Below are 18177 nucleotides of genomic sequence, written 5' to 3' on the forward strand. Positions count from 1 at the left end.
GCATGGAAACCGGCTTCAACGGACAAACTCTTGCCGTGTTCACCGCGTTGGCTCCCGCCGGTGCGGTGGCATTCCTGTGTCTTGCCCTGTTCCTGGGGATTCGCGGTCGTTCGCTTGAAGAATCCCAGGTCGTACGGCTGTATCGGTTCATCGCGCTGCCTCTTGCGGCAGGCTGGTTCGGGTTCATCGCGTCGGCTACCCATCTGGGGACCCCGGCCAACGCCCTGTACGTGGCCTTAGGGGTAGGACGCTCGCCTCTGTCCAACGAGGTTGCGACGACCATCCTCTTTCTCCTGTTCGCAGGCGTGCTTTGGTTGGTTTCTTTCCGCGAGCGGCCGTTGCGGGGCCTCATGCGCGTGCTTTGCGTGCTGTGCGTTGCGGCGGCGTTCGCAATGCTGGCGTTCATGTCCGTCGCTTACAACGTAGAAAGCGTGCCGTCTTGGGACACCTGGCATACTCCGGTGAACCTCCTGCTTACGGCGCTGTTCAGTGGTTGCGCTCTGGGTTCGTACACGCTGCTTCTGGCACGGATTGAAAGCCGCATGTTCCCCAAGGTTTTGCTATGGGCGTCTGCTGCGGCACTGGTTGTCGGCAGTGTGTTTCTATACATACATATGAATTTCCTGACGGGTGTCGTGAACAACGAGACGACGGCCATCGCCGAGGTTCCCTGGTACCCTGCGGCCATCATCGGACATATTCTGATCGGCGCGGTCGGCCTGGCCATCCAATACCGGGGGCTGGACATGCGCATCACTTCCACCTGGCGGGCGCGCGTCATCGGCGCCTTCGGTTTGGCGCTGGTCCTGGTTTCGGCCGTCATCGTGCGGCTGCCGTTCTACGAGGCGTATCTTTCCATCGGTTTCTAACTGGCGTCCATCGGCCGTGTGCATGAAACCGAGAAGTGTATGGCCGTGATGCTTCCGCACGCTGATCTGCATACTAGATAAGTAACAGAAACATATGATATGTAGAATAACGTAACTCTTTACCGATGTGCTTATAGGTATTTCGGACGTTTTGTTTCCGATTGCTCGTACACTTCTCGGTTTCGTGCACAAGCGTCGTTACGCACTATGCGATCAGGCGGCGGTTGCCGCGCTGGCTCTATACCCCGCCAGCGCAAGGCGCATTCCGCAATCGCAGTTGTGCGGCCCTCGGCTGCGGTGGCGGGTTCAGACTTGCTTTTCCTGACTGAATTGTGCGGATCCCGAAGGCGAGAACTCGAAAACGCCTGATGAAAAAGACGCGGGCTTCTTTCGGGTCAGGTGTACATCAGAAAAAGCCAAATCCGCATCAGATTGAATTCGGATTCCGACAAGGATTCGTTAAGGTTTTACATACGATTTGGCAAGGGTGGGCCGCTATGCTTGCTGGCATGATCATCGTTTCTGGCCATACCGCTTTGGATTACTACCGCAGCCACCGTTTTTCGGCGCGTCATACGATGCTGTCCACAAAGGACGTTCCTGAGCTGTTGGCTCAGGCGAACCGCGATTCCTCGCCGTCGAAGGTTTTGGGCGTCGATCTTGAGAGCTACGGTTTGCTGTCGGCGTACGATACCGTATGCGTGCTCGTGGCGAACAGATCCGTCCGGCGCGCGAACGCAGGCGTCACCTACCGATTGTGGTCTGGCGAACTGGCATCCGGCATGCTCAGGGTCGTAAGCGACGAGCTCTGCGTGCCATCTCCTGAGTTTCTGTTCCTACTGTCGGCCGGCCAGCTCTCTATTCCGAAACTGGTTGAGCTCGGCACGGAGCTTTGTGGGAAGTATCTGGTGGGGTCTTATTACAATTTCGGCGGGCCGCGGCCTCCCGCTTTGACGACGCTGGCGGACCTCGCGTCTTTCGTCGAACGGTTCCCTGGTACGCGCGGATACGACAAGGCCATGATGGCCCTTAGGTATGTTCGGGAGAACTCGTGGTCTGCCATGGAGACGAAGGTGGTCGTAATCCTATGCCTACCCAGCAGAATGGGTGGGTACGGCGCTCCTCTTCCGATTCTCAATCCGGCAATACCGCTTCTGGAGCGACAGAGGCCGATAGACGGCAGGTGTGAGTTTGATGGCGACATGCTCTGGAAGCGTGTGCTGCCTAACGGCACGGTGATATACGCGATTCTTGAGTACGACGGAAGGCAGCACCAGTCTCATCAAGCCATATTGCGGGATAAGCATCGCGACAACATCTTGTCGGGCAAAGGTTTTCGTTTGTTGCGGGCGCAGTACGAAGATATTGCCACAGACGCGGGCATGGACTATCTGGCCAGAGACCTGTTTGCGGCTCTGGAGATCCGCAGGCGCCCCGCCAGCGCAAGCGTGACGCAGAAGCGACACGAAACGAGGCGCCTTATACTGGCGGACGACTATCCCATGTGCACGAAACCGAGAAGTGTACAGGAGGAAGTGCCTGACGGTCATGTTTTCGGCATAAGCAGCCAATGATAATCAACATATCTTTCAAATGTGTTGCATAAATATTCTGTCAGGAGGATGGGACAGGGGATTTCTGATCTTCTTGGCGTACACTTCTCGGCTTCGTGCACATGGGGTGCCGCACATAAGACCGTTCGGCCGTTTCGGGCTGCATCGTACGGTGAGACTTTCGGCGTGGTGCCGCTGATTTCTGCTGTATTGTGGCTCATTGTTGGTTGGGCGTGACGAGCATTCGGCCACTATGGTATACTATCGCACTGTCACTTTAGTTTACTAAAGTATCGAGATATCTAATAAGAAAGGGCTATGCCATGGCTAAAAACCTGTACACCCGCCGCAACGTCATCGCAATGGGCATGACCGCTGCTGCTTCTGTTTCTTTGTTTGGTCTCGTCGGCTGCGGCGGTGGCGGTGCCGAAGAAGAAGGCGCTTTCATCGTCGGCTTCGACGCGGAGTATCCTCCTTATGGCTATCTGGCCGACCCTGACGAAGAAGGTTACGTCGCCGATGACGGTCAGACCTACACAGGCTTCGACCTCGACCTGGCCAATGAGGTCTGTGCCCGCAACGGTTGGACTCTGAAGGTCCAGCCCATCGATTGGGACTCCAAGGACGCCCTGCTCGGCTCCGGCGACATCACCTGCATCTGGAACGGCTTCACTTACGAAGGCCGCGAAGACCAGTACGCATGGTCCGAGCCCTACATGATTAACGCCCAGGTCGTCGTCGTGAAGGCCGACTCCGACATCGACTCCCTGGAAGATCTGGCCGGCAAGAATGTCATCACCCAGGCAGGTTCCGCAGCCCTCACGCTGCTGTCTCCCGATGGCGACTACGCCGATCTGGCAGCCACCTTCAACGGCGGAGCGGTTTCCACCATCGCCGCTTACACCACCGCGTTCATGCAGCTCGAACAGGGCACCGTCGACGCGGTCGCCTGCGACCTGTCCATCGCCATCAGCCAGATGAACGCCAATCCGGATGCCTACAAGCAGCTGGACGAGCAGCTGAGCTCCGAGCACTACGCCGTCGGCTTCGCCTTGGGTCAGGAGGACATGGCCCAGACCGTTACCGACACGCTGAAGGAAATGGACGCCGAAGGCTTCGTCGAGGAGCTGTGCGCCAAGTACGAAGGCGATATCGATTACGCCAACTGGTGCCTCGGCGCATAGTGCCGACGGTAAACCGCCAAGAATGAATCGGGCAGGGGCCTTTGAGCCCCCGCTCGTTTTTGCGTTACGGCGTCGTTGACGTCGCATAAGAAAGGGGGAGCCTATGGATCCGGCCGTAGTGTCCGCAATGTGCACGACGCTCGTCTCCGGCTTCGGGATGACCGTGAGAATCTTCATCATCACCCTTATCGGCGCGTTGCCGTTAGGTGTCGTCGTGGCGTTGTGCCGTATGAGCAGTTTCAAACCCTTGGCGTTGCTTGCCCGCATCTACGTCTCGATCCTGCGCGGTACGCCGCTCATGCTGCAGCTGTTCGTGTGGATGTTCGCACCGTACTACATGTTCGGGCTGTCTTTCGGCCCCGGCTGGACCATGACCGCTTGCTCCATCGGCTTCATCCTGAACTACAGCGCGTACTTCGGCGAAATCTACCGCTCGGGCATCCAATCCATCCCGCGCGGCCAGTACGAGGCCGCCGAGGTGCTGGGATACACGAAGGTACAGACCTTCATGTATATCATCTTGCCGCAGGTCATCAAGCGCATCCTGCCTGCCATGGGCAACGAGATCATCGCGCTGGTCAAGGACACGTCGCTGGCATTCGTGCTCGGCGTCGCCGAAATGTTCACCTTCGCCAAGGCCCTGGCGGCCAAACATGTGAGCATGCTTCCCTACGCCATTGCGGCGGTCATCTACTGGATCTTCACGCTCTTCGTCGAGTTCGTCCTGAACAAGATCGAGAAGAGCATGAGCTACTACCACGACTAAGGAGGCATCATGAGCGATAGAGAGTGCATCTTCAGCCTCCAGAACATCGAGAAGAGCTTCGGCAGCAACACCGTGCTCAAGGACATCAGCCTTTCGGTGTATCAAGGCGACGTGGTGAGCATTATCGGTTCGTCCGGCGGCGGCAAGTCCACGCTTCTGCGTTGCGCCACGCTGCTGGAACGGTTCGAAAAGGGCAGCCTGACCTACGGCGATTTGCCGGTGGCCACGGCCGACGCCCAGGGCAACGCCGTTTACGGCGACAAGAAGACCCTGCAGCAGGCGCGCCAGCGCTTCGGTCTGGTGTTCCAGAACTTCAACCTGTTCCCACATCGCACGGTTCTGCAGAACGTCATGGACGCCCCTGTGCGAGTGGCCAAAATGGACAAGGACCAAGCCCGCGACAAGGCGATGGGCCTCATCGAACGCATGGGCCTTTCCGGTAAGGAAGACATGGTGCCTTGCGAACTGTCCGGCGGCCAGCAGCAGCGTGTGTCCATTGCACGCGCCCTGTGCCTCGACCCTGACGTGGTGTTTTTCGACGAGCCCACTTCGGCGCTTGACCCCGAGCTGACCCGCGAGGTGCTCAAGGTCATCAAGAGCCTGGCGGCCGAGCATCGCACCATGGTCATCGTTACCCACGAGATCGGTTTCGCCCGCGACGTGGCCGACCGCGTCGTGTTCATGGACGGCGGCCTGATTGTGGAAGACGGCACGCCCGACCAGGTCATCAACAACCCGCAGCACGAGCGCACCCGTCGCTTCCTCATGCAGGCAACCGACTAGTCCTATTCCATATCCGCATCCGAGCGGGGCGGGGGAGCATTTTTCCTCTGCCCCGTTTTTTGGATAAAGTGGACATCGGGGACGAGTGGACATAGGGGACGGAGTGGACATCGGGGACGTAGCCCTTTGTCCCTTTTTCGGCGAGGCATCGGCTAGGTCGGAGTGCAATCTTATCGCATCCCGCTCCTTGGCCCGAAACCCTCGTTTTCCGCCAGGAAAAACAAGTAGTGTACGACTTCGCGCCGGAATGGGTTGCGCGTGTCATATCGGTACGCGTCTGAACTGGGGCTATGTGCGGGCATGCATTTCGAGGAGCGAAGCGGGGCCGAACGGTCGTACACTAGTTGATTCTCTTGGCGCAGAAGTGGGCTTCGGGCCGGAGGAGCAGGCTGGAATGGTGGGGAGCGCCCCTGCTGACACATCGAGCGACAAGGGGGCGCGGTTCCCTCTGCCCCAATTGTATAAAGAACGATACTGATGTGTCAGTCGGAAGCGTCCCTACTGACACAGGAAGGGCCCCGGAAACCCGGAGCCCTTCGGGGTGCCTAGCATTGTGCCGCGGCTATGCCCTCGGCTTCAGCAGGCCATAGCCGCCGTTCTCACGACGGTACAGAACGTTGACCTCGTTGGTGTCACGGTCGGTGTACACGAAGAAGTCGTGGCCCAGAAGGTCGATCTGCACGCAGGCCTGTTCTTCGGTCATGGGCGTGAACTCGACTTCCTTCACGCGGACGACTTCGTCATCGGCGGAAAGCTCGGCCATGAGCGCGTCGAAATCGGGGTCGGCGGCGGTGCGGATGGTTTCGCCGTCACGCTTCTCGATGACGCGGGTCTTGTACTTGCGCAGCTGGCGGGTCAGTTTGGCGGCGGCGATATCGATGGCCGCATACATGTCGCTGTCGCGTTCTTCGACATGGACGATGTGGCCCTTGGGGCGAATGGTGACTTCGCAGATGCAAGGAATTACGTGGGCCTTTTCGACACGGAGCACGACTTCGGCGTCGAGCGTATCAATGTCAAGCACCTTGAGTGCGTTGCCGATTTTCTCAACGGCGTAGTCGTTCATAGTCGGGGTGACGGTGAGCTTGCGTCCAACTACCTTGACGTCCATAAACTCCGTCCTTTCTATAGCGGATAGATACTGCCTTTCCGGCTGATTTCATGGTACCACTCTCTGTGGTTTTGGGGGACGAATTATCTGATAAAGGTTGTTTTCCCGTCAAGGTACGTTGCCAGCACCTTGGTCTGCAGAATGCGCGTCGGCTCGGCTTTGACCTGGGGAGACAACAGGTCGGTATCAAGGATTGCCAGGTCAGCGCGGAGTCCCGTTTTCAGGAACCCTATGTCGCTGCGCTCCGCCGCGGCAGCCGATCCCGCCGTGTAGGCGCGAAGGGCGTCCGCCATGCCGATTCGCTCTTGGGGCTGCCATCCGCCTTCGGGCCAGAGGCTCTTGGGATCCTGGCGCGTCACGGCGCAGAAGAGCACGTCCATGGAACGCGGCGCAACAACAGGGGAGTCGGTGCCGAAGGCCATGACGGTGCCGTCGTCCAAAAACGTTTTGAAAGGCCACATGTAACGGCAGCGGTCCTCGCCCAGGTCGCGTTCGGGGCCCAGTGGATCCAGCGTGATGTGGGGCGGCTGCACCGACGCGATGACGTCGAGCTTTGCTAACCGAGCCATGTCGTCGGGCTGGAAGTTCTCCAGATGCTCCAAAGTGTTGCGCAGACCGTCTGGCAGCGGGCCGTTTGCCGCCAGGGATTCCTCGAAGATGTCAAGGGCCAGGTGAATCGCTTGGTCGCCGATGGTATGGATGCGCACGGGATGTCCGGCGGCGTTCGCCCGCAGCACCAGGTCGCGCATGTCCTCATAAGCGATGGTGGTGCGTCCGCGGTCGCCTTCGAAATACGGATTGATGTAAGGCTCAAGCACGTACGCCGTATGCATGCTGGACACGCCGTCGAAGAACTGCTTGTAGCCAGGGGCCGTCAGCTTGGGTCCGCGGAACCGTTCGTGCAGCGCATCGAACCGCGACGTATCGTCCAGCAGGGTGGGGAACATGGTTACGCGTACGGGCAGTTCGCCCGCTTCGTCCAGCCGCGAATACACGTCCTCGCGGATGAAATCCAGTCCGGGCAATGCCATGAGGCTCATGTCGCAGATGCTTGTGATGCCCTGGGCCGCCAGACGCTGCGTGAAGGAGCGGTAGGCGTCGTCTATCTCGTCGTTTGAGAACCCGCCGACGATGCGGGGCATGAGCTCCATGGCCGCAGCCTCCTGGATGATGCCGGTCAGCTCGCCGTTTTTGTCCTTGGCGTAGTTGCCGCCCGCCGGCGGCACGCTGTCGGCGGTAATGCCCAGTTCACGCAGGGCGCAGGTGTTCACCCACAGGGTGTGGGCGTCGCCGGAGTACATGGCCACGGGGCGGTCGGGAAACGCCGCGTCCAGCGACGCCTTCGACGGCATGCCCGAAGGGTTCCACCGGTATTCGCGCCATCCCTGGCTGAGAAGCCAGCCGGTCGGTCGGGTTTTTGCGAACTCTTGCATGTGGCGAACGCAATCCGCTTCAGATGCGCCTAGATAGTCGGTGGCAAGAGGGCTTGAGTACAGCGCCGAATGGAAGGCGTGCAGATGTCCGTCGTGGAAACCTGCGCAGATGAACGCGTCTTCGTAATCGGTGACGTTGTCCGCGGGCAGATCGATGCTTTCGCGGGATACAATATCGACGATGATCCCGTCCTGGATGCAGACGGCCAAAGGCCGGGCGGCGTCGTCGAGGCCCGTGAATACGTGGTTGCTTGTAATGATGGTTGAAGCGGGGCGCATAGGATACCTCTTGTTCTCAGGTGGTTTCTCTCTCCGTAGCGATGGTAGCACTTTGCCGGACGTCGTGAAGACCGTGTTGCGAAATGCCGGCAGGGCGGAGGCGATGTGCCGTTTGCGCGCGGTGCCTGCGTGTTGGCCGAAGGGCTTGCGGTGCTGTCCTGATTCCCGCAGCTGAAACGTGAGGTCTGTGTATACTAGGCGCATTCGTAAAAGATGGAAACGTTTTTCGATGCCATCGGCGCGAGGGCGGAAGGCGCTGGGTACGCTTGCGAGGTTTTGCCGAAAGGGAAGATAGTGAATAACGTGCACTACGCAGACAAAGGACCGAAGGCGGCCGAGCCGGCGCCTTATGGGGAGCCTCGGCGGCCTGCTCAGGTGAAATCGCTGCATTTCGACATCGACGAGGGCTGGTCGCATCGCGACGAGCGGGTGACGGGAGAACTCCCGATAACGATTCTGGTCAACGGCCGAGAGTTCGCCACCATGGTGTGCAGCCCGTGGGATGTCGAAGACGTGGTCGTCGGCTTTCTTGCGAGCGAGGGGGTCCTGGCCAATCGGTCGTCGTTGCTCCGATTGGATGTGAACCTGGAAGACGGCGTGGCGCTTGTGGAGGTCGAAGACGCGGGCAACCTGCCTGCGGAGGGAGCGTATCCGAAGCGCCGCATCAATTCATCCACCGGCCGGGGCCGCATGTCGTTCTACTTCGAGACCGACGCCCGACCGCCGAGCCCCGTGACAAGCGACGTTCGCATCACGCCTGAATGGGCGTTGGACCTGATGGAAGGGGTTATGCAGGGCTCGCGCGTGTTCGCCCGCACCGGAGGTGTGCACGCGGGCATCCTCGCTACCGACTCCGAGGTGCTGCAGTTCCACGACGACGTGGGCCGAAACAACGTGCTCGACCGCATTTTCGGCCGATGCATCATGGAGGGCATCGACCTGAGCGACAAGGTGATCGCGTTTTCGGGACGCGTGTCTTCGGAAATCGTGCTCAAGGTGGCGAAAATGGGCGTCCCCATCCTGGTCAGCCACGCGGCGCCCACCGAACTGGGTCTGCAGAACGCGCGTCAGCTGGGCATCACGGTGATCGCGTTCACTCGACACGGCAGGCGTTTCAACCTGTACACCTATCCTGAGCGCATCATCGGCGCGGTTGAAGCGCAGGCAGAAGAGCCGTCGGCGGATTAGCCCGGGTTCGGCCTGCACCTGAGCGTGCGGCCACCGATGGTGCTTTGCGAAACCGACGTGCCGGGCAGCGTGCCGGGCGGGCGTTCTATAATGAGGCGAACTATTCTGAACGACGGGGAGGTGCCATGGACCGGTTGCCTGCGGTTGCGGTAAGCGCATGCTTGGCGGGGGAGCGCTGCACCTACAAGGCGTCGAGCAACCTGATCGAAGGATACGGCGAGCTGGCGGTCCTGTGCCGTCCCGTGCTCGTGTGCCCCGAGGTGATGGGCGGCCTGGCCACGCCCCGCGATCCGGCCGAAATCCAGGGCAACAAGGTGGTGTCCTGCCGCGGCACCGATGTCACTTGCGAATACGAGCGGGGAGCCGCCGAGGCGCTGCGCCTGGCTCAGGAAGCCGGGTGCGCCTTCGCCTTGCTTAAAGAGAACAGTCCCTCCTGCGGATGCGGCCATGTTTACGACGGCACCTTCTCCCATACGCTTGTGGAAGGGGACGGCATCACGGCTCGCGCGTTCAAACGCGAAGGCATTGCCACCTTCGGCGAATCGCAGATTGACGCCCTTATCGAAGCCATCCATGCCGAAAGGCTTTAAACGTCTCTGCGCGATGAGACATTTTCACGCAACGTGTTCAATTTGGAAAATAGGGGTTGACAAGTACTAATAATAATATAACAATACAGCTATAAGGTTGGAAGGCGGTAATCATGGCACTGACGATGGATAAGAAGGGGCTTGTCGAGCGCATGTGCGCGTACAACAAGGCCGTCAGCGACCATAACCGTATGAAGATGATCAAAATCCTGGGCTCCCATGAGCCTAACACGCTCAACGTCAGCGATATCGCCGCAATCCTGGGTCTGTCGCAGCCGGCCACCACCAAGCATCTGAAGGTTATGGAACCCTACAGTCAACCAACGTAGGCGTGACCGCGCTTGCGCGAGCTGCGGAAAGTGGCGTCGGCCATGAACAAATGGCGGAGCACCCTTTCCACTTTGGGCCATTTCTCCTCGGCCCGCTTGACCCTGAACAGGTACGCGTACCAGTTCAGATATGACTGCAGGTTCTTGACGTCCATGCCGACGTAGCCGTGCAGGTAGCGCCTGATCCAGGAGCACAGGTTGTTCACCATCGCCATCTTCTCGAGGTACTCCGGGTCCTTCGTGTCGGCCTTGTAGGGCCGGTCGACGCCCTTCACGGCCTTCACCAGCGACTTGTGGGACTTCTCCATGTCGTGGAAGATCTCGGAGCCCTCGGCGATGCTGGCCTGCAGCGCGTCCTTGATGCGCCTGGCCGAGGGCTTGCCGTGGCCGCAGCGCACGGCGACCACGTTCTTGTGGACGTCGATCGCGACCGCTATGCAGACCTTGTCCTTGCTCAGGCCCCTCTTCGGCCTCCAGCCCGGGCCTCCCTTCAGGTCGGAGTCCGTGACGTACATCTCGTCTATCCAGACCTTGTCCCGCAGGACGATGCGGTCCTGGTAGCCGTCTATCGTGCTCATGACCCGGTGGCGCCACTCCCAGGCCGTCTGGTGCGACATCCCGCAGAGCTCCGCCGCAGCGTCGAGCTGCACGTTGTAGCACATGAGGCGGATGAAGAGGACCCATGCGGACAGGGGCTTCTTCGAGGATTCGAATATCGTGCCGGCCAACGACGTGTACTTGCGACCGCAGTCGCGGCATTCCCAGAACCTGCGGCCGGCACCCGTGCGGCCTCGGCCGACGGTCTCGCCGGAACCGCATCTCGGGCACGGGGGCCGGGGCCTCCACTCGTCGGCAGCCTCGTCGTAATCTCCGACGCCGACGGACTCGCGGCACCTTCTCGTCTCGACGGCCTCTTGCAAGAGCGCGAAATCGCCCTCATCGAGGGCGTTGACCCGCTTCGCGAACGGGTTCGTACGGGTGGACATGGCGGTATCCCATCCGCCCAGGCGCCCATCCGATCGGGATCGTCGCCAAACAATGGACCGGATGGGCACCTGGGCTGATCATTGTTTGGCTCCGCCATTATAGCCTTTTGCACAGCACGGCGGCCGACTGCTCGGGAGTGCCTAGCATGCCTACGTTGGTTGACTGTAGGATTATGGAAAACGTGGGCCTGTTCGACCGTGAACGCCAGGGGATGAGCGTGTACTACTCGCTCAACTACGAAGCCCTCGAAGAGTATCGCAGGCTGCTCGACTTCGCATTCGAGCATGCGAGCACGCCCTGTCCGTACGGATACGACTGCCGCTCATGTCCCAACAGCGATACGTGCGTCTAGGGCACCTCCTTATGCCAAGGTTATAAAAATATAGGAATAAGGTAATACAAAAGGAAAGAACGAAGGGAAGGGGTAGAAGTGAAAGACTACGACGTGACCATCGACGGGTACCGATACACCCGTCTGCAGGAGGCCGGCTTCATTCTGCTTGGCTTCTGTCTGGGGATTCCTGGCATCCTGATCGACTGGGCCATTGCCCGCAAGCAGAAGATGATGGAATGCTCGGCCGAGGGTATCTGGCTCGGTATCATCGGATGGGCATTCGGCTACTTCTGCTGGTACATCCTTACCGTCACGGGCGTGTGGGCACCGGCCGCCAGCGTCTGGTGCATCCTCACGCTGTCGTTCGGCGGCGCGCTGGCGGGTCTAGCGGGCATCACGGTTGGTGCGGCGTACGTGGCCCCGGGCAACCTGAGCACGCTGTGGTTCGTGGGCTCCATCCTGTTCATCATTCTTGCCGACATGTGGGTCTACGGCATGAAGTACAAGATGACCCCTGCTGAGAAGGCCACGCCCATCATCGGCGACGACTGGATCAAGCCCGGTGAGAAGCATCTGCGTTACGATTCCGGCGTTACCATCAACGCGCCGGCCAAAAAGGTTTGGGCCTACGTGCAGCAGTCCGGTCAGACCAAGGCTGGCTGGTACAGCTTCGATTGGCTTGAGCGTCTGTTTACCTTCGATATCCACAACCACTACGACATCCATCCCGAGTGGCAGAACCTGCAGCCGGGCGAGTACCAGTGGTTCCATCAGGCGCCGCTTTCCATCGGCGAGTGGGTGACCGAGGTCTCGCACGAAGACCCCTACGGCTGGGCCGCGCACTCCGACACCGCCACCGACCCCAGCTACAAGAACCGCGGTCCTAACGGCGAAGCCGCCCTCAAGCTCTGGTTCCGCCGCTTCTGCTGGACCTGGAATTGGGAGGTCCGCTCCATCGAAGGCACTGCTGATAACCCTGAGCGTTGCCGTCTGCGCTGGCGCTGCGACTGCGTGTCCGACCCCGACTCCCGCACGCCTTGGGCGAAGTATTTCAACGTGTTCATCCTGGGCACCGCAAGCATCGTCATGGGCCGCCGCTACATGGATGTGATGAAGAAGCTGGCCGAAGGCCGCATGACCTACCCCGAAAGCAAGCGCTAACGACTCGAGCGGACCGGAAGGGGCTGTCCCCTTTGGTCCGCAGGGAAGGAAACCCACCATGAAGAACCATTACGAAAGCATTGTCCTGGGCGCCGGCGCCGCGGGCATGAACTGCTGCCTGGAGCTGCAGAAGGAGAAGCGCGAGTACCTGCTGGTGAGCCCCAACATCGGCGGCCGCATCTGCAACGACGAGGAGCGCCACATGAACTACGGCGCCGTGTTCTACTTCGGCACCTACAAGCACATGCTGGCAAGCGGCCTGCTGAAAGGCACCGTGGACGTGCTGCCCAAGCTTTCCATGGGCCAGTGCCATCACGACGACGGCAAATCCTACGAGCCGGTGTCGGCCACCACGGTCGCCGACATGCCGTCGCTGCTGGCGTACATGAAGTGGATGCGCGAAACCTTCATCCCGCGCTACACCGCGTTCAAGGACAACTGCTGCACCATGGAAGTGTCCGCCGCGCTGGACAGGGACCCCATGATCAAGGAGCTCTACACCGAGTCCGCCGAGCACTTCATCGAGCGCATGGGCTTCGGTCCCATCTGCCACGACCTTGTCAGCATGTTCGCGCATGCCTGCACCGGCACCAAGATTCGCGACCTCACCGCGCTCGACTACCTGAACACCGTGCAGCCGCTGACCATGAAGATCTTCAACGTGCCGCCGCTGAAGCTGCTGTTCGACCTGAAGCGCTTCGACTTCGACTCCGAGGGCGTCAAACAGCGCCTGGGCTCCGGTTCGGGCGAGGTCCACATCGGCGAAGCGGTGAGCATTACCCGCATGGGCGGCGGCTGGCGCGTCACGACCGACGACGGCAGCATGGTCATGTGCAGCAACCTGGTCATGGCCACGCCGGCGCACGTCACGGCGCAGCTGCTTGCGGGCGTGCCGGGCGTGCCCGAGCTGGACATCCGCAAGGCGTCGCAGCTCACGGGCTACCTGATCCGCGGCAAGGCCAAGCCGGGCTACGCCGAGCACACGGTGCACCTGTTCGACGACACCATCCCCATCATCTACATCGCCAAGCGCCTGGACGGCGACTACGAGATCTTCACCGAGGTCGACTTCGAGGAGGGCCGCAAGTTCGACGAGTACTTCGACGAATGGGAGGTCATCGGCAAGAAGTACTGGGAATACGCCCTGTACACCGCCGCCCACGAGGCGCTGCCGCAAAACCTTGCGCCGGGCCTTATCATGGCCGGCGACGTGAACGGCCTGGGTATGGAGCCCGCCTGCATCTCGGGCATCTACGCCGCCAACAAGATCATGGGCAAGACCGTCGACTAACGACCTGGCTGCCGATAAAAATCCCAAGCCCCCGAAGCCGACAACGCTTCGGGGGCTTGGATTGTGCGCTTTGTCTCGCTTTTTATAAAGTCGGCGCTCCTCTCATATACAATCTCCGAAACGATGAGAGGAGCCCGCATGTCCGACAATCAGAACCGCCATACCGACTCTTCGATTTACATTGAGGAAGTTCACGCCCATAAGGCCAGAAAAGCCAGCGTTCTTGAATTCACCCATTCCGCCACGAAAGCCGCAGGCATCATGCTTCTGGCCGCCGTGGTGGCGCTGGTCTTCGCCAATTCTCCCTTGTACGGACCCTTCGAACACGCCATCCACTTGCCCGTGGGATTCGTGGTGGGGGAAAGCGTTGTCACCATGTCCGCAGGTCACGTGATCAACGACGTGTTCATGGCCATCTTCTTCCTGCTGGTAGGCTTGGAGATCAAGTACGAAATGACCGTCGGCGAGCTGACGAACATCCGTCAGGCGCTGCTGCCCATCGTGGCCGCGGCGGGCGGTGTGGTCATGCCTATCGCCATCTACATGGCATTCAACGCCGGAAACGCCGAAACCGCAGGTGGTTGGGGTATTCCGACAGCGACCGACATCGCCTTCGCCTTGGGTATCATGGCTCTTCTGGGTAACCGCATCCCGGCGGGCATCCGCGTGTTCCTGTCCACGCTGGCAGTAGCCGACGACATCATCGCCATCCTGGTCATTGCGATTTTCTACGGCCAGGCGCCTTCGCTGTTCTGGCTGGCAGCCGCGGCTGCGGTACTGGCGGTGCTCATCGCCTGCAACCGTTCCCACGTGTATTCCATCCAACCCTATCTGGGGTTGGGTGTGGTCCTGTGGTTCTGCGTGTTCATGAGCGGCGTGCATTCCACCATCGCCGGCGTGCTGCTGGCGTTCGCGATTCCGTCCGGCTCCAACGTGAAGCTGCGTGATTTCGCAACATGGTCGAGGGAGAAGATCTCGTCTGCCCACGAATCGTTCAATCCCGACGAGCCGGTCATCGGGCAGAAGGACTACATGCATGACGTGAAGAGCCTTTCCGACGTGGCTCGCCAGGTCATTCCGCCGGCGACCCGTATGGAACATGCGCTGTACCCCTGGGTCTACTTCGCCATTCTGCCGCTGTTCGCTCTGACCAACGCCGATGTGCATCTCATCGGCTCGAATCCGGCGGACTTCTTCAGCAACCCCGTCCTGTACGGCGTGTTCTTCGGTCTGCTTCTGGGCAAGCCGGCGGGCATCGTGCTGTTCAGCTTCATCGTGGTGAAAAGCCGTCTGGCGTCGCTTCCCGAACATGTCGGCTGGGGCCACGTGCTCGGCGCCGCCATTCTGGGCGGCGTGGGTTTCACCATGTCGATCTTCGTGGCGAACCTGGCCTTCGATTCGGAAACGGCCATCACCACGGCGAAGGCCGCCATTCTGGCAGCATCGACAGTGGCAGGCGTTCTGGGCTTTTTCGTGTTGTGGCTGCAAGCGCGTCGTGACGCAGCACGCGGTGTGGTGTATGTTATGCCCGCTGTGGACGAGGAGATGCTGACGCAGAGCGATGTCGACGCCTTCAGGACCGACGAGGCGCTGCTCGAACAGCTCGACGAGGAATCCCGTCGTGCCATAGATGAGGAGTGCCGTTGCGCGCATCCTCACGAAGTTGTTGCCCACCTGCGATAACGCCGTCTTACGCATCGCGTGGGCGGCAAGGTCCGCTCTAGCGTGAAAGAAGGCCTGAACGATGCGTAGTGCCGCATCCAGAAAATCGAAGAACTTCGACCTTGAGGGGCGTCTTGCCGCTGCATCCAGCAACTACGAGGCCGATCCGTCCGCATGGGCGGGAAAGTGGCGCTGCTGGCATCCGGCGGATGCCGAAGGCGGCCGTACCTTCGACGAGGTCAGAGTCGATCTGGGCTGCGGCAAGGGGGCATTCGCCGTGGAGATGGCCCGTCGAAACCCCAACGTACTCTTCGTGGGGCTGGACGTCGACGGCGTCTGTGCGTTGCATGGTGCCGAAAACGCGATTGCCGCGGGACTCGACAACCTGGTGTTCGCCTACGAGGACTACGACTTGGATGTGACCAAGGTCTTCGGCGAAGGCGAGATTTCTCTCATATATATGAACTTTCCAACGCCGTTCCCGCGTAAGAAGATGGCGCCCCGGCGCATCACCTATCTGGACCGGTTGATGGCCTACCGTCCGTTGCTGGCCGAAGGCGGCACCATCCGTCTGAAAACGGACAGCTTCCCGTTCAGGGATTTCTCGGTCATCCAGTTCGAGCTGGCGGGATATGACATCCTGTGGCAGGCAGACGACATGCGTGCGGCGTTTCCCGATGAGCCCGACAGCGAATATGAACGCAAACTGACGGCCAAGGGCGCCACGGTCATGGGGCTTGAGGCGAAGCCGGGCCCTGCGCCTGACCGGGTTGAACAGACCGCTGAGCTCAGTCTGTTCCAGTACCTGCCCGATGATCTGGAATCCATGGATTACATTCCGCACGGCATGGACGGCGCTGTGAACAACTGGGTGAACCGCGATAAAAACGCTGCCCGCAAGGAGCGCGCTCGTCGCAGAAACGGTCGCTAGAAGGTTGTTTTGACCATTGTGCAGCGGCGCTTCGCAGACGGATTCTCCTGTGCTTCTTGATGTGCTCGCTGTGTGGATGGCATATGGCCTGGTGTGGAACGTGTGGAGTATGGTAGACTTACCCGTCGGTAATTTCTGATTCGAATATCAGCTGTGTATAGGAAGAGGCGAATATGTCCGGACATTCTAAGTGGGCGACCACCAAGCATCGTAAGGCGGCACAGGACGCGAAGCGTTCCGCGCTGTTCAGCAAGCTTTCCCGTAACATCACCGTTGCGGCGAAGGAGGGTGGCGACCCCAATCCCGAGAACAACGCTTCTCTGGCTGCCGCCATCGAAAAGGCAAAGGCGAACTCCCTGCCCAAGGACAAGATCAAGACCGCTATCGACAAGGCCTTCGGCACCGGCAAGGACGCCGCGAGCTACGAAACCCTGACCTACGAAGGTTACGGCCCGGCTGGCGTCGCCATCCTGTGCCAGGCTCTGACCGACAACCGCAACCGTACTGCCGCCGACGTGGGATCCGCGTTCCGTCATGCCGGTCAGTCTCTGGCCACTCCGGGCAGCGTTGCGTATCAGTTCGAGCGCAAGGGCCAGATTGTGGTCTCCAAGGAAATCGAGACCGGTGACAAGAAGAACCCCATCGCCGTCAACGGTGCCGCTGGTGACGAGGACGAGTTCATGATGGTTGTCGCCGAGGCAGGCGGAGATGACTACGAGGACGCCGAAGACGAATGGATCGTCTACACGGCTGCAACGGACCTGATGGCCGTCAAGAAGGGCCTCGAGGAGCAGGGCGTCCAGGTGAAGGGCGCCGAGCTCACCATGATCCCCACCACCCCGACCCAGGTCAGCGTCGAGGATGCCAAGAAAGTCATGCGTCTTATCGACAGGCTCGAAGAGCTTGAGGACCTCCAGAACGTGTATCACACCATGGAGATGACCGACGAGATCGTCGCCGCTCTCGACGAAGAGTAACGCCTGATCCAACCACACATCAGATTTGCAATGTGCCAGTAGGGACGTTTCCTATTGGCACATTTTTGTGTCACTGGGGACACATGTAGTCCATCGGCTCTGCGGGGGCCTGCAAATTCACCCCGTCACCTGACGGGTGCCTCTTGAAGAAACTTCGTTCGATACGGACTTTTCTGCTCCCATATCGGAAATCTGTGCTATTATCCGAACAAACGTTTGTTTTGTTGTTGGAAGGAGGGGCTCATGCCGTATGTTGAAAACCGCACCATTCTGGGCATCGACCCCGGCCTTGCCAACACGGGGTGGGGTGTCATCCGCCAGCGCGGCCCGCGGCTTTCCTGCGTCGCGTACGGATGCATCTCAACATCGGCCGACATGGATCTGCCGAGCAGGTTGCTCAAACTGCATGACCAGATGGAGCTGGTGGTCAAGCGGTTCGAGCCGACGTGTCTCGGTATTGAAACCATTTGGTTCGGCGCCAATGTAACGGCAGGCATCCTTACCAGCCAGGCCCGCGGGGCGGTGCTCGTAGCGTGCGCGAGCCAGGGGCTTTCCATCGGCGAATTCACGCCCAAGCAGATAAAGCTTGCTGTGGTTGGTGAGGGGAATTCCGACAAAATGCAGGTCCAGTACATGGTCAAGCAGCTGTTATCGTTGGACGACCCGCCGCATCCCGACCACGCGGCCGATGCGTTGGCGGCGGCCATCTGCTACGTGACGCACGGCCCCCGAACAGCTTAAACGGATGA

18 protein-coding genes are annotated in these 18177 nt (G+C 60.1%); 15 read left to right on the plus strand and 3 right to left on the minus strand.

Features of this window, described 5'->3' with window-relative positions; translation table 11 throughout:
• The first annotated feature begins 2 nt into the window (after positions 1 to 2).
• The 5 genes from SHEL_RS03350 to SHEL_RS03370 all read left to right on the plus strand — a co-directional run bounded on the left by SHEL_RS03350 (position 3) and on the right by SHEL_RS03370 (position 5155).
• A complete protein-coding gene (locus tag SHEL_RS03350) occupies positions 3 to 869 on the plus strand; it encodes a dimethyl sulfoxide reductase anchor subunit family protein (protein ID WP_012797850.1) in 867 nt (288 codons plus the stop codon).
• Positions 870 to 1366: 497 nt separating this feature from the next.
• Positions 1367 to 2443, plus strand: coding sequence for a DUF559 domain-containing protein (locus SHEL_RS14220; protein ID WP_012797851.1), 1077 nt, complete (start codon positions 1367 to 1369; stop codon positions 2441 to 2443).
• 302 nt (positions 2444 to 2745) lie between these two features.
• Positions 2746 to 3606, plus strand: a complete 861-nt coding sequence (locus tag SHEL_RS03360; RefSeq protein WP_012797852.1) for a transporter substrate-binding domain-containing protein — start codon at positions 2746 to 2748, stop codon at positions 3604 to 3606.
• Between the two features lie 103 nt (positions 3607 to 3709).
• Positions 3710 to 4372 carry an amino acid ABC transporter permease gene (locus SHEL_RS03365; protein ID WP_012797853.1) on the plus strand — a complete coding sequence of 221 codons (663 nt, stop codon included), beginning with the start codon at positions 3710 to 3712 and terminating at the stop codon, positions 4370 to 4372.
• Between the two features lie 9 nt (positions 4373 to 4381).
• Positions 4382 to 5155, plus strand: coding sequence for an amino acid ABC transporter ATP-binding protein (locus tag SHEL_RS03370; RefSeq protein WP_012797854.1), 774 nt, complete (start codon positions 4382 to 4384; stop codon positions 5153 to 5155).
• Between the two features lie 562 nt (positions 5156 to 5717).
• Here SHEL_RS03370 and hpf read toward each other — a convergent pair.
• Together hpf and SHEL_RS03380 are read right to left on the minus strand one after the other, a co-directional pair.
• Positions 5718 to 6266: a ribosome hibernation-promoting factor, HPF/YfiA family gene (hpf, locus tag SHEL_RS03375; protein WP_012797855.1), complete on the minus strand. Its 549-nt coding sequence runs from the start codon at positions 6264 to 6266 to the stop codon at positions 5718 to 5720.
• An 83-nt stretch (positions 6267 to 6349) separates the two neighbouring features.
• The gene (locus tag SHEL_RS03380) at positions 6350 to 7978 is read right to left on the minus strand and encodes an amidohydrolase (RefSeq protein ID WP_012797856.1); all 1629 of its coding nucleotides are present in this window, start codon (positions 7976 to 7978) and stop codon (positions 6350 to 6352) included.
• Between the two features lie 294 nt (positions 7979 to 8272).
• Between SHEL_RS03380 and fdhD the strand changes: the two genes are divergently transcribed.
• The 3 genes from fdhD (at position 8273) to SHEL_RS03395 (ending at position 10085) form a co-directional block, all read left to right on the plus strand.
• The gene (fdhD, locus tag SHEL_RS03385; protein ID WP_012797857.1) at positions 8273 to 9166 is read left to right on the plus strand and encodes a formate dehydrogenase accessory sulfurtransferase FdhD; all 894 of its coding nucleotides are present in this window, start codon (positions 8273 to 8275) and stop codon (positions 9164 to 9166) included.
• 125 nt (positions 9167 to 9291) lie between these two features.
• Positions 9292 to 9756, plus strand: a complete 465-nt coding sequence (locus SHEL_RS03390; protein WP_012797858.1) for a 2-thiouracil desulfurase family protein — start codon at positions 9292 to 9294, stop codon at positions 9754 to 9756.
• 113 nt (positions 9757 to 9869) lie between these two features.
• A complete protein-coding gene (locus SHEL_RS03395) occupies positions 9870 to 10085 on the plus strand; it encodes an ArsR/SmtB family transcription factor (RefSeq protein WP_012797859.1) in 216 nt (71 codons plus the stop codon).
• Here SHEL_RS03395 and SHEL_RS03400 read toward each other — a convergent pair.
• Positions 10073 to 11071 (minus strand): IS1595 family transposase, encoded by a 999-nt coding sequence (locus SHEL_RS03400; protein ID WP_012797493.1) that lies wholly within the window; start codon positions 11069 to 11071, stop codon positions 10073 to 10075. The two genes, SHEL_RS03395 and SHEL_RS03400, sit on opposite strands and share 13 nt — an antisense overlap.
• 146 nt (positions 11072 to 11217) lie before the next feature.
• On the opposite strand from SHEL_RS03400, the gene SHEL_RS03405 reads away from it, so the two are divergent.
• The 7 genes from SHEL_RS03405 (at position 11218) to ruvC (ending at position 18169) form a co-directional block, all read left to right on the plus strand.
• Positions 11218 to 11424, plus strand: coding sequence for a helix-turn-helix domain-containing protein (locus SHEL_RS03405; RefSeq protein WP_126513742.1), 207 nt, complete (start codon positions 11218 to 11220; stop codon positions 11422 to 11424).
• 78 nt (positions 11425 to 11502) lie between these two features.
• Positions 11503 to 12567: a hypothetical protein gene (locus tag SHEL_RS03410; protein ID WP_012797861.1), complete on the plus strand. Its 1065-nt coding sequence runs from the start codon at positions 11503 to 11505 to the stop codon at positions 12565 to 12567.
• Positions 12568 to 12625: 58 nt separating this feature from the next.
• The gene (locus tag SHEL_RS03415) at positions 12626 to 13858 is read left to right on the plus strand and encodes a Rossmann-fold NAD(P)-binding domain-containing protein (protein WP_012797862.1); all 1233 of its coding nucleotides are present in this window, start codon (positions 12626 to 12628) and stop codon (positions 13856 to 13858) included.
• A gap of 138 nt (positions 13859 to 13996) precedes the next feature.
• Positions 13997 to 15541 (plus strand): Na+/H+ antiporter NhaA, encoded by a 1545-nt coding sequence (nhaA, locus tag SHEL_RS03420; RefSeq protein WP_012797863.1) that lies wholly within the window; start codon positions 13997 to 13999, stop codon positions 15539 to 15541.
• Between the two features lie 61 nt (positions 15542 to 15602).
• Positions 15603 to 16451 (plus strand): tRNA (guanine(46)-N(7))-methyltransferase TrmB, encoded by an 849-nt coding sequence (gene trmB, locus SHEL_RS03425; protein WP_012797864.1) that lies wholly within the window; start codon positions 15603 to 15605, stop codon positions 16449 to 16451.
• Positions 16452 to 16624: 173 nt separating this feature from the next.
• Entirely contained in the window at positions 16625 to 17428 is an 804-nt protein-coding gene (locus tag SHEL_RS03430; protein WP_012797865.1) for a YebC/PmpR family DNA-binding transcriptional regulator, read from the plus strand.
• Positions 17429 to 17671: 243 nt separating this feature from the next.
• Positions 17672 to 18169 carry a crossover junction endodeoxyribonuclease RuvC gene (ruvC, locus tag SHEL_RS03435; RefSeq protein WP_012797866.1) on the plus strand — a complete coding sequence of 166 codons (498 nt, stop codon included), beginning with the start codon at positions 17672 to 17674 and terminating at the stop codon, positions 18167 to 18169.
• The last annotated feature ends 8 nt before the right edge of the window (positions 18170 to 18177 follow it).

This window comes from Slackia heliotrinireducens DSM 20476, from assembly GCF_000023885.1.
Classification (GTDB): Bacteria; Actinomycetota; Coriobacteriia; order Coriobacteriales; family Eggerthellaceae; genus Slackia; species Slackia heliotrinireducens.

Bases quoted from the DNA above. Each gene is read 5' to 3' on its own strand.
- SHEL_RS03350 (WP_012797850.1), top strand. From the start codon at position 3: ATGGAAACCGGCTTCAACGGACAAACTCTTGCCGTGTTCACCGCGTTG.
- SHEL_RS14220 (WP_012797851.1), top strand. From the start codon at position 1,367: ATGCTTGCTGGCATGATCATCGTTTCTGGCCATACCGCTTTGGATTAC.
- SHEL_RS03360 (WP_012797852.1), top strand. From the start codon at position 2,746: ATGGCTAAAAACCTGTACACCCGCCGCAACGTCATCGCAATGGGCATG.
- SHEL_RS03365 (WP_012797853.1), top strand. From the start codon at position 3,710: ATGGATCCGGCCGTAGTGTCCGCAATGTGCACGACGCTCGTCTCCGGC.
- SHEL_RS03370 (WP_012797854.1), top strand. From the start codon at position 4,382: ATGAGCGATAGAGAGTGCATCTTCAGCCTCCAGAACATCGAGAAGAGC.
- hpf (WP_012797855.1), bottom strand. From the start codon at position 6,266: ATGGACGTCAAGGTAGTTGGACGCAAGCTCACCGTCACCCCGACTATG.
- SHEL_RS03380 (WP_012797856.1), bottom strand. From the start codon at position 7,978: ATGCGCCCCGCTTCAACCATCATTACAAGCAACCACGTATTCACGGGC.
- SHEL_RS03390 (WP_012797858.1), top strand. From the start codon at position 9,292: ATGGACCGGTTGCCTGCGGTTGCGGTAAGCGCATGCTTGGCGGGGGAG.
- SHEL_RS03395 (WP_012797859.1), top strand. From the start codon at position 9,870: ATGGCACTGACGATGGATAAGAAGGGGCTTGTCGAGCGCATGTGCGCG.
- SHEL_RS03400 (WP_012797493.1), bottom strand. From the start codon at position 11,071: ATGTCCACCCGTACGAACCCGTTCGCGAAGCGGGTCAACGCCCTCGAT.
- SHEL_RS03405 (WP_126513742.1), top strand. From the start codon at position 11,218: ATGCCTACGTTGGTTGACTGTAGGATTATGGAAAACGTGGGCCTGTTC.
- SHEL_RS03415 (WP_012797862.1), top strand. From the start codon at position 12,626: ATGAAGAACCATTACGAAAGCATTGTCCTGGGCGCCGGCGCCGCGGGC.
- nhaA (WP_012797863.1), top strand. From the start codon at position 13,997: ATGTCCGACAATCAGAACCGCCATACCGACTCTTCGATTTACATTGAG.
- trmB (WP_012797864.1), top strand. From the start codon at position 15,603: ATGCGTAGTGCCGCATCCAGAAAATCGAAGAACTTCGACCTTGAGGGG.
- SHEL_RS03430 (WP_012797865.1), top strand. From the start codon at position 16,625: ATGTCCGGACATTCTAAGTGGGCGACCACCAAGCATCGTAAGGCGGCA.
- ruvC (WP_012797866.1), top strand. From the start codon at position 17,672: ATGCCGTATGTTGAAAACCGCACCATTCTGGGCATCGACCCCGGCCTT.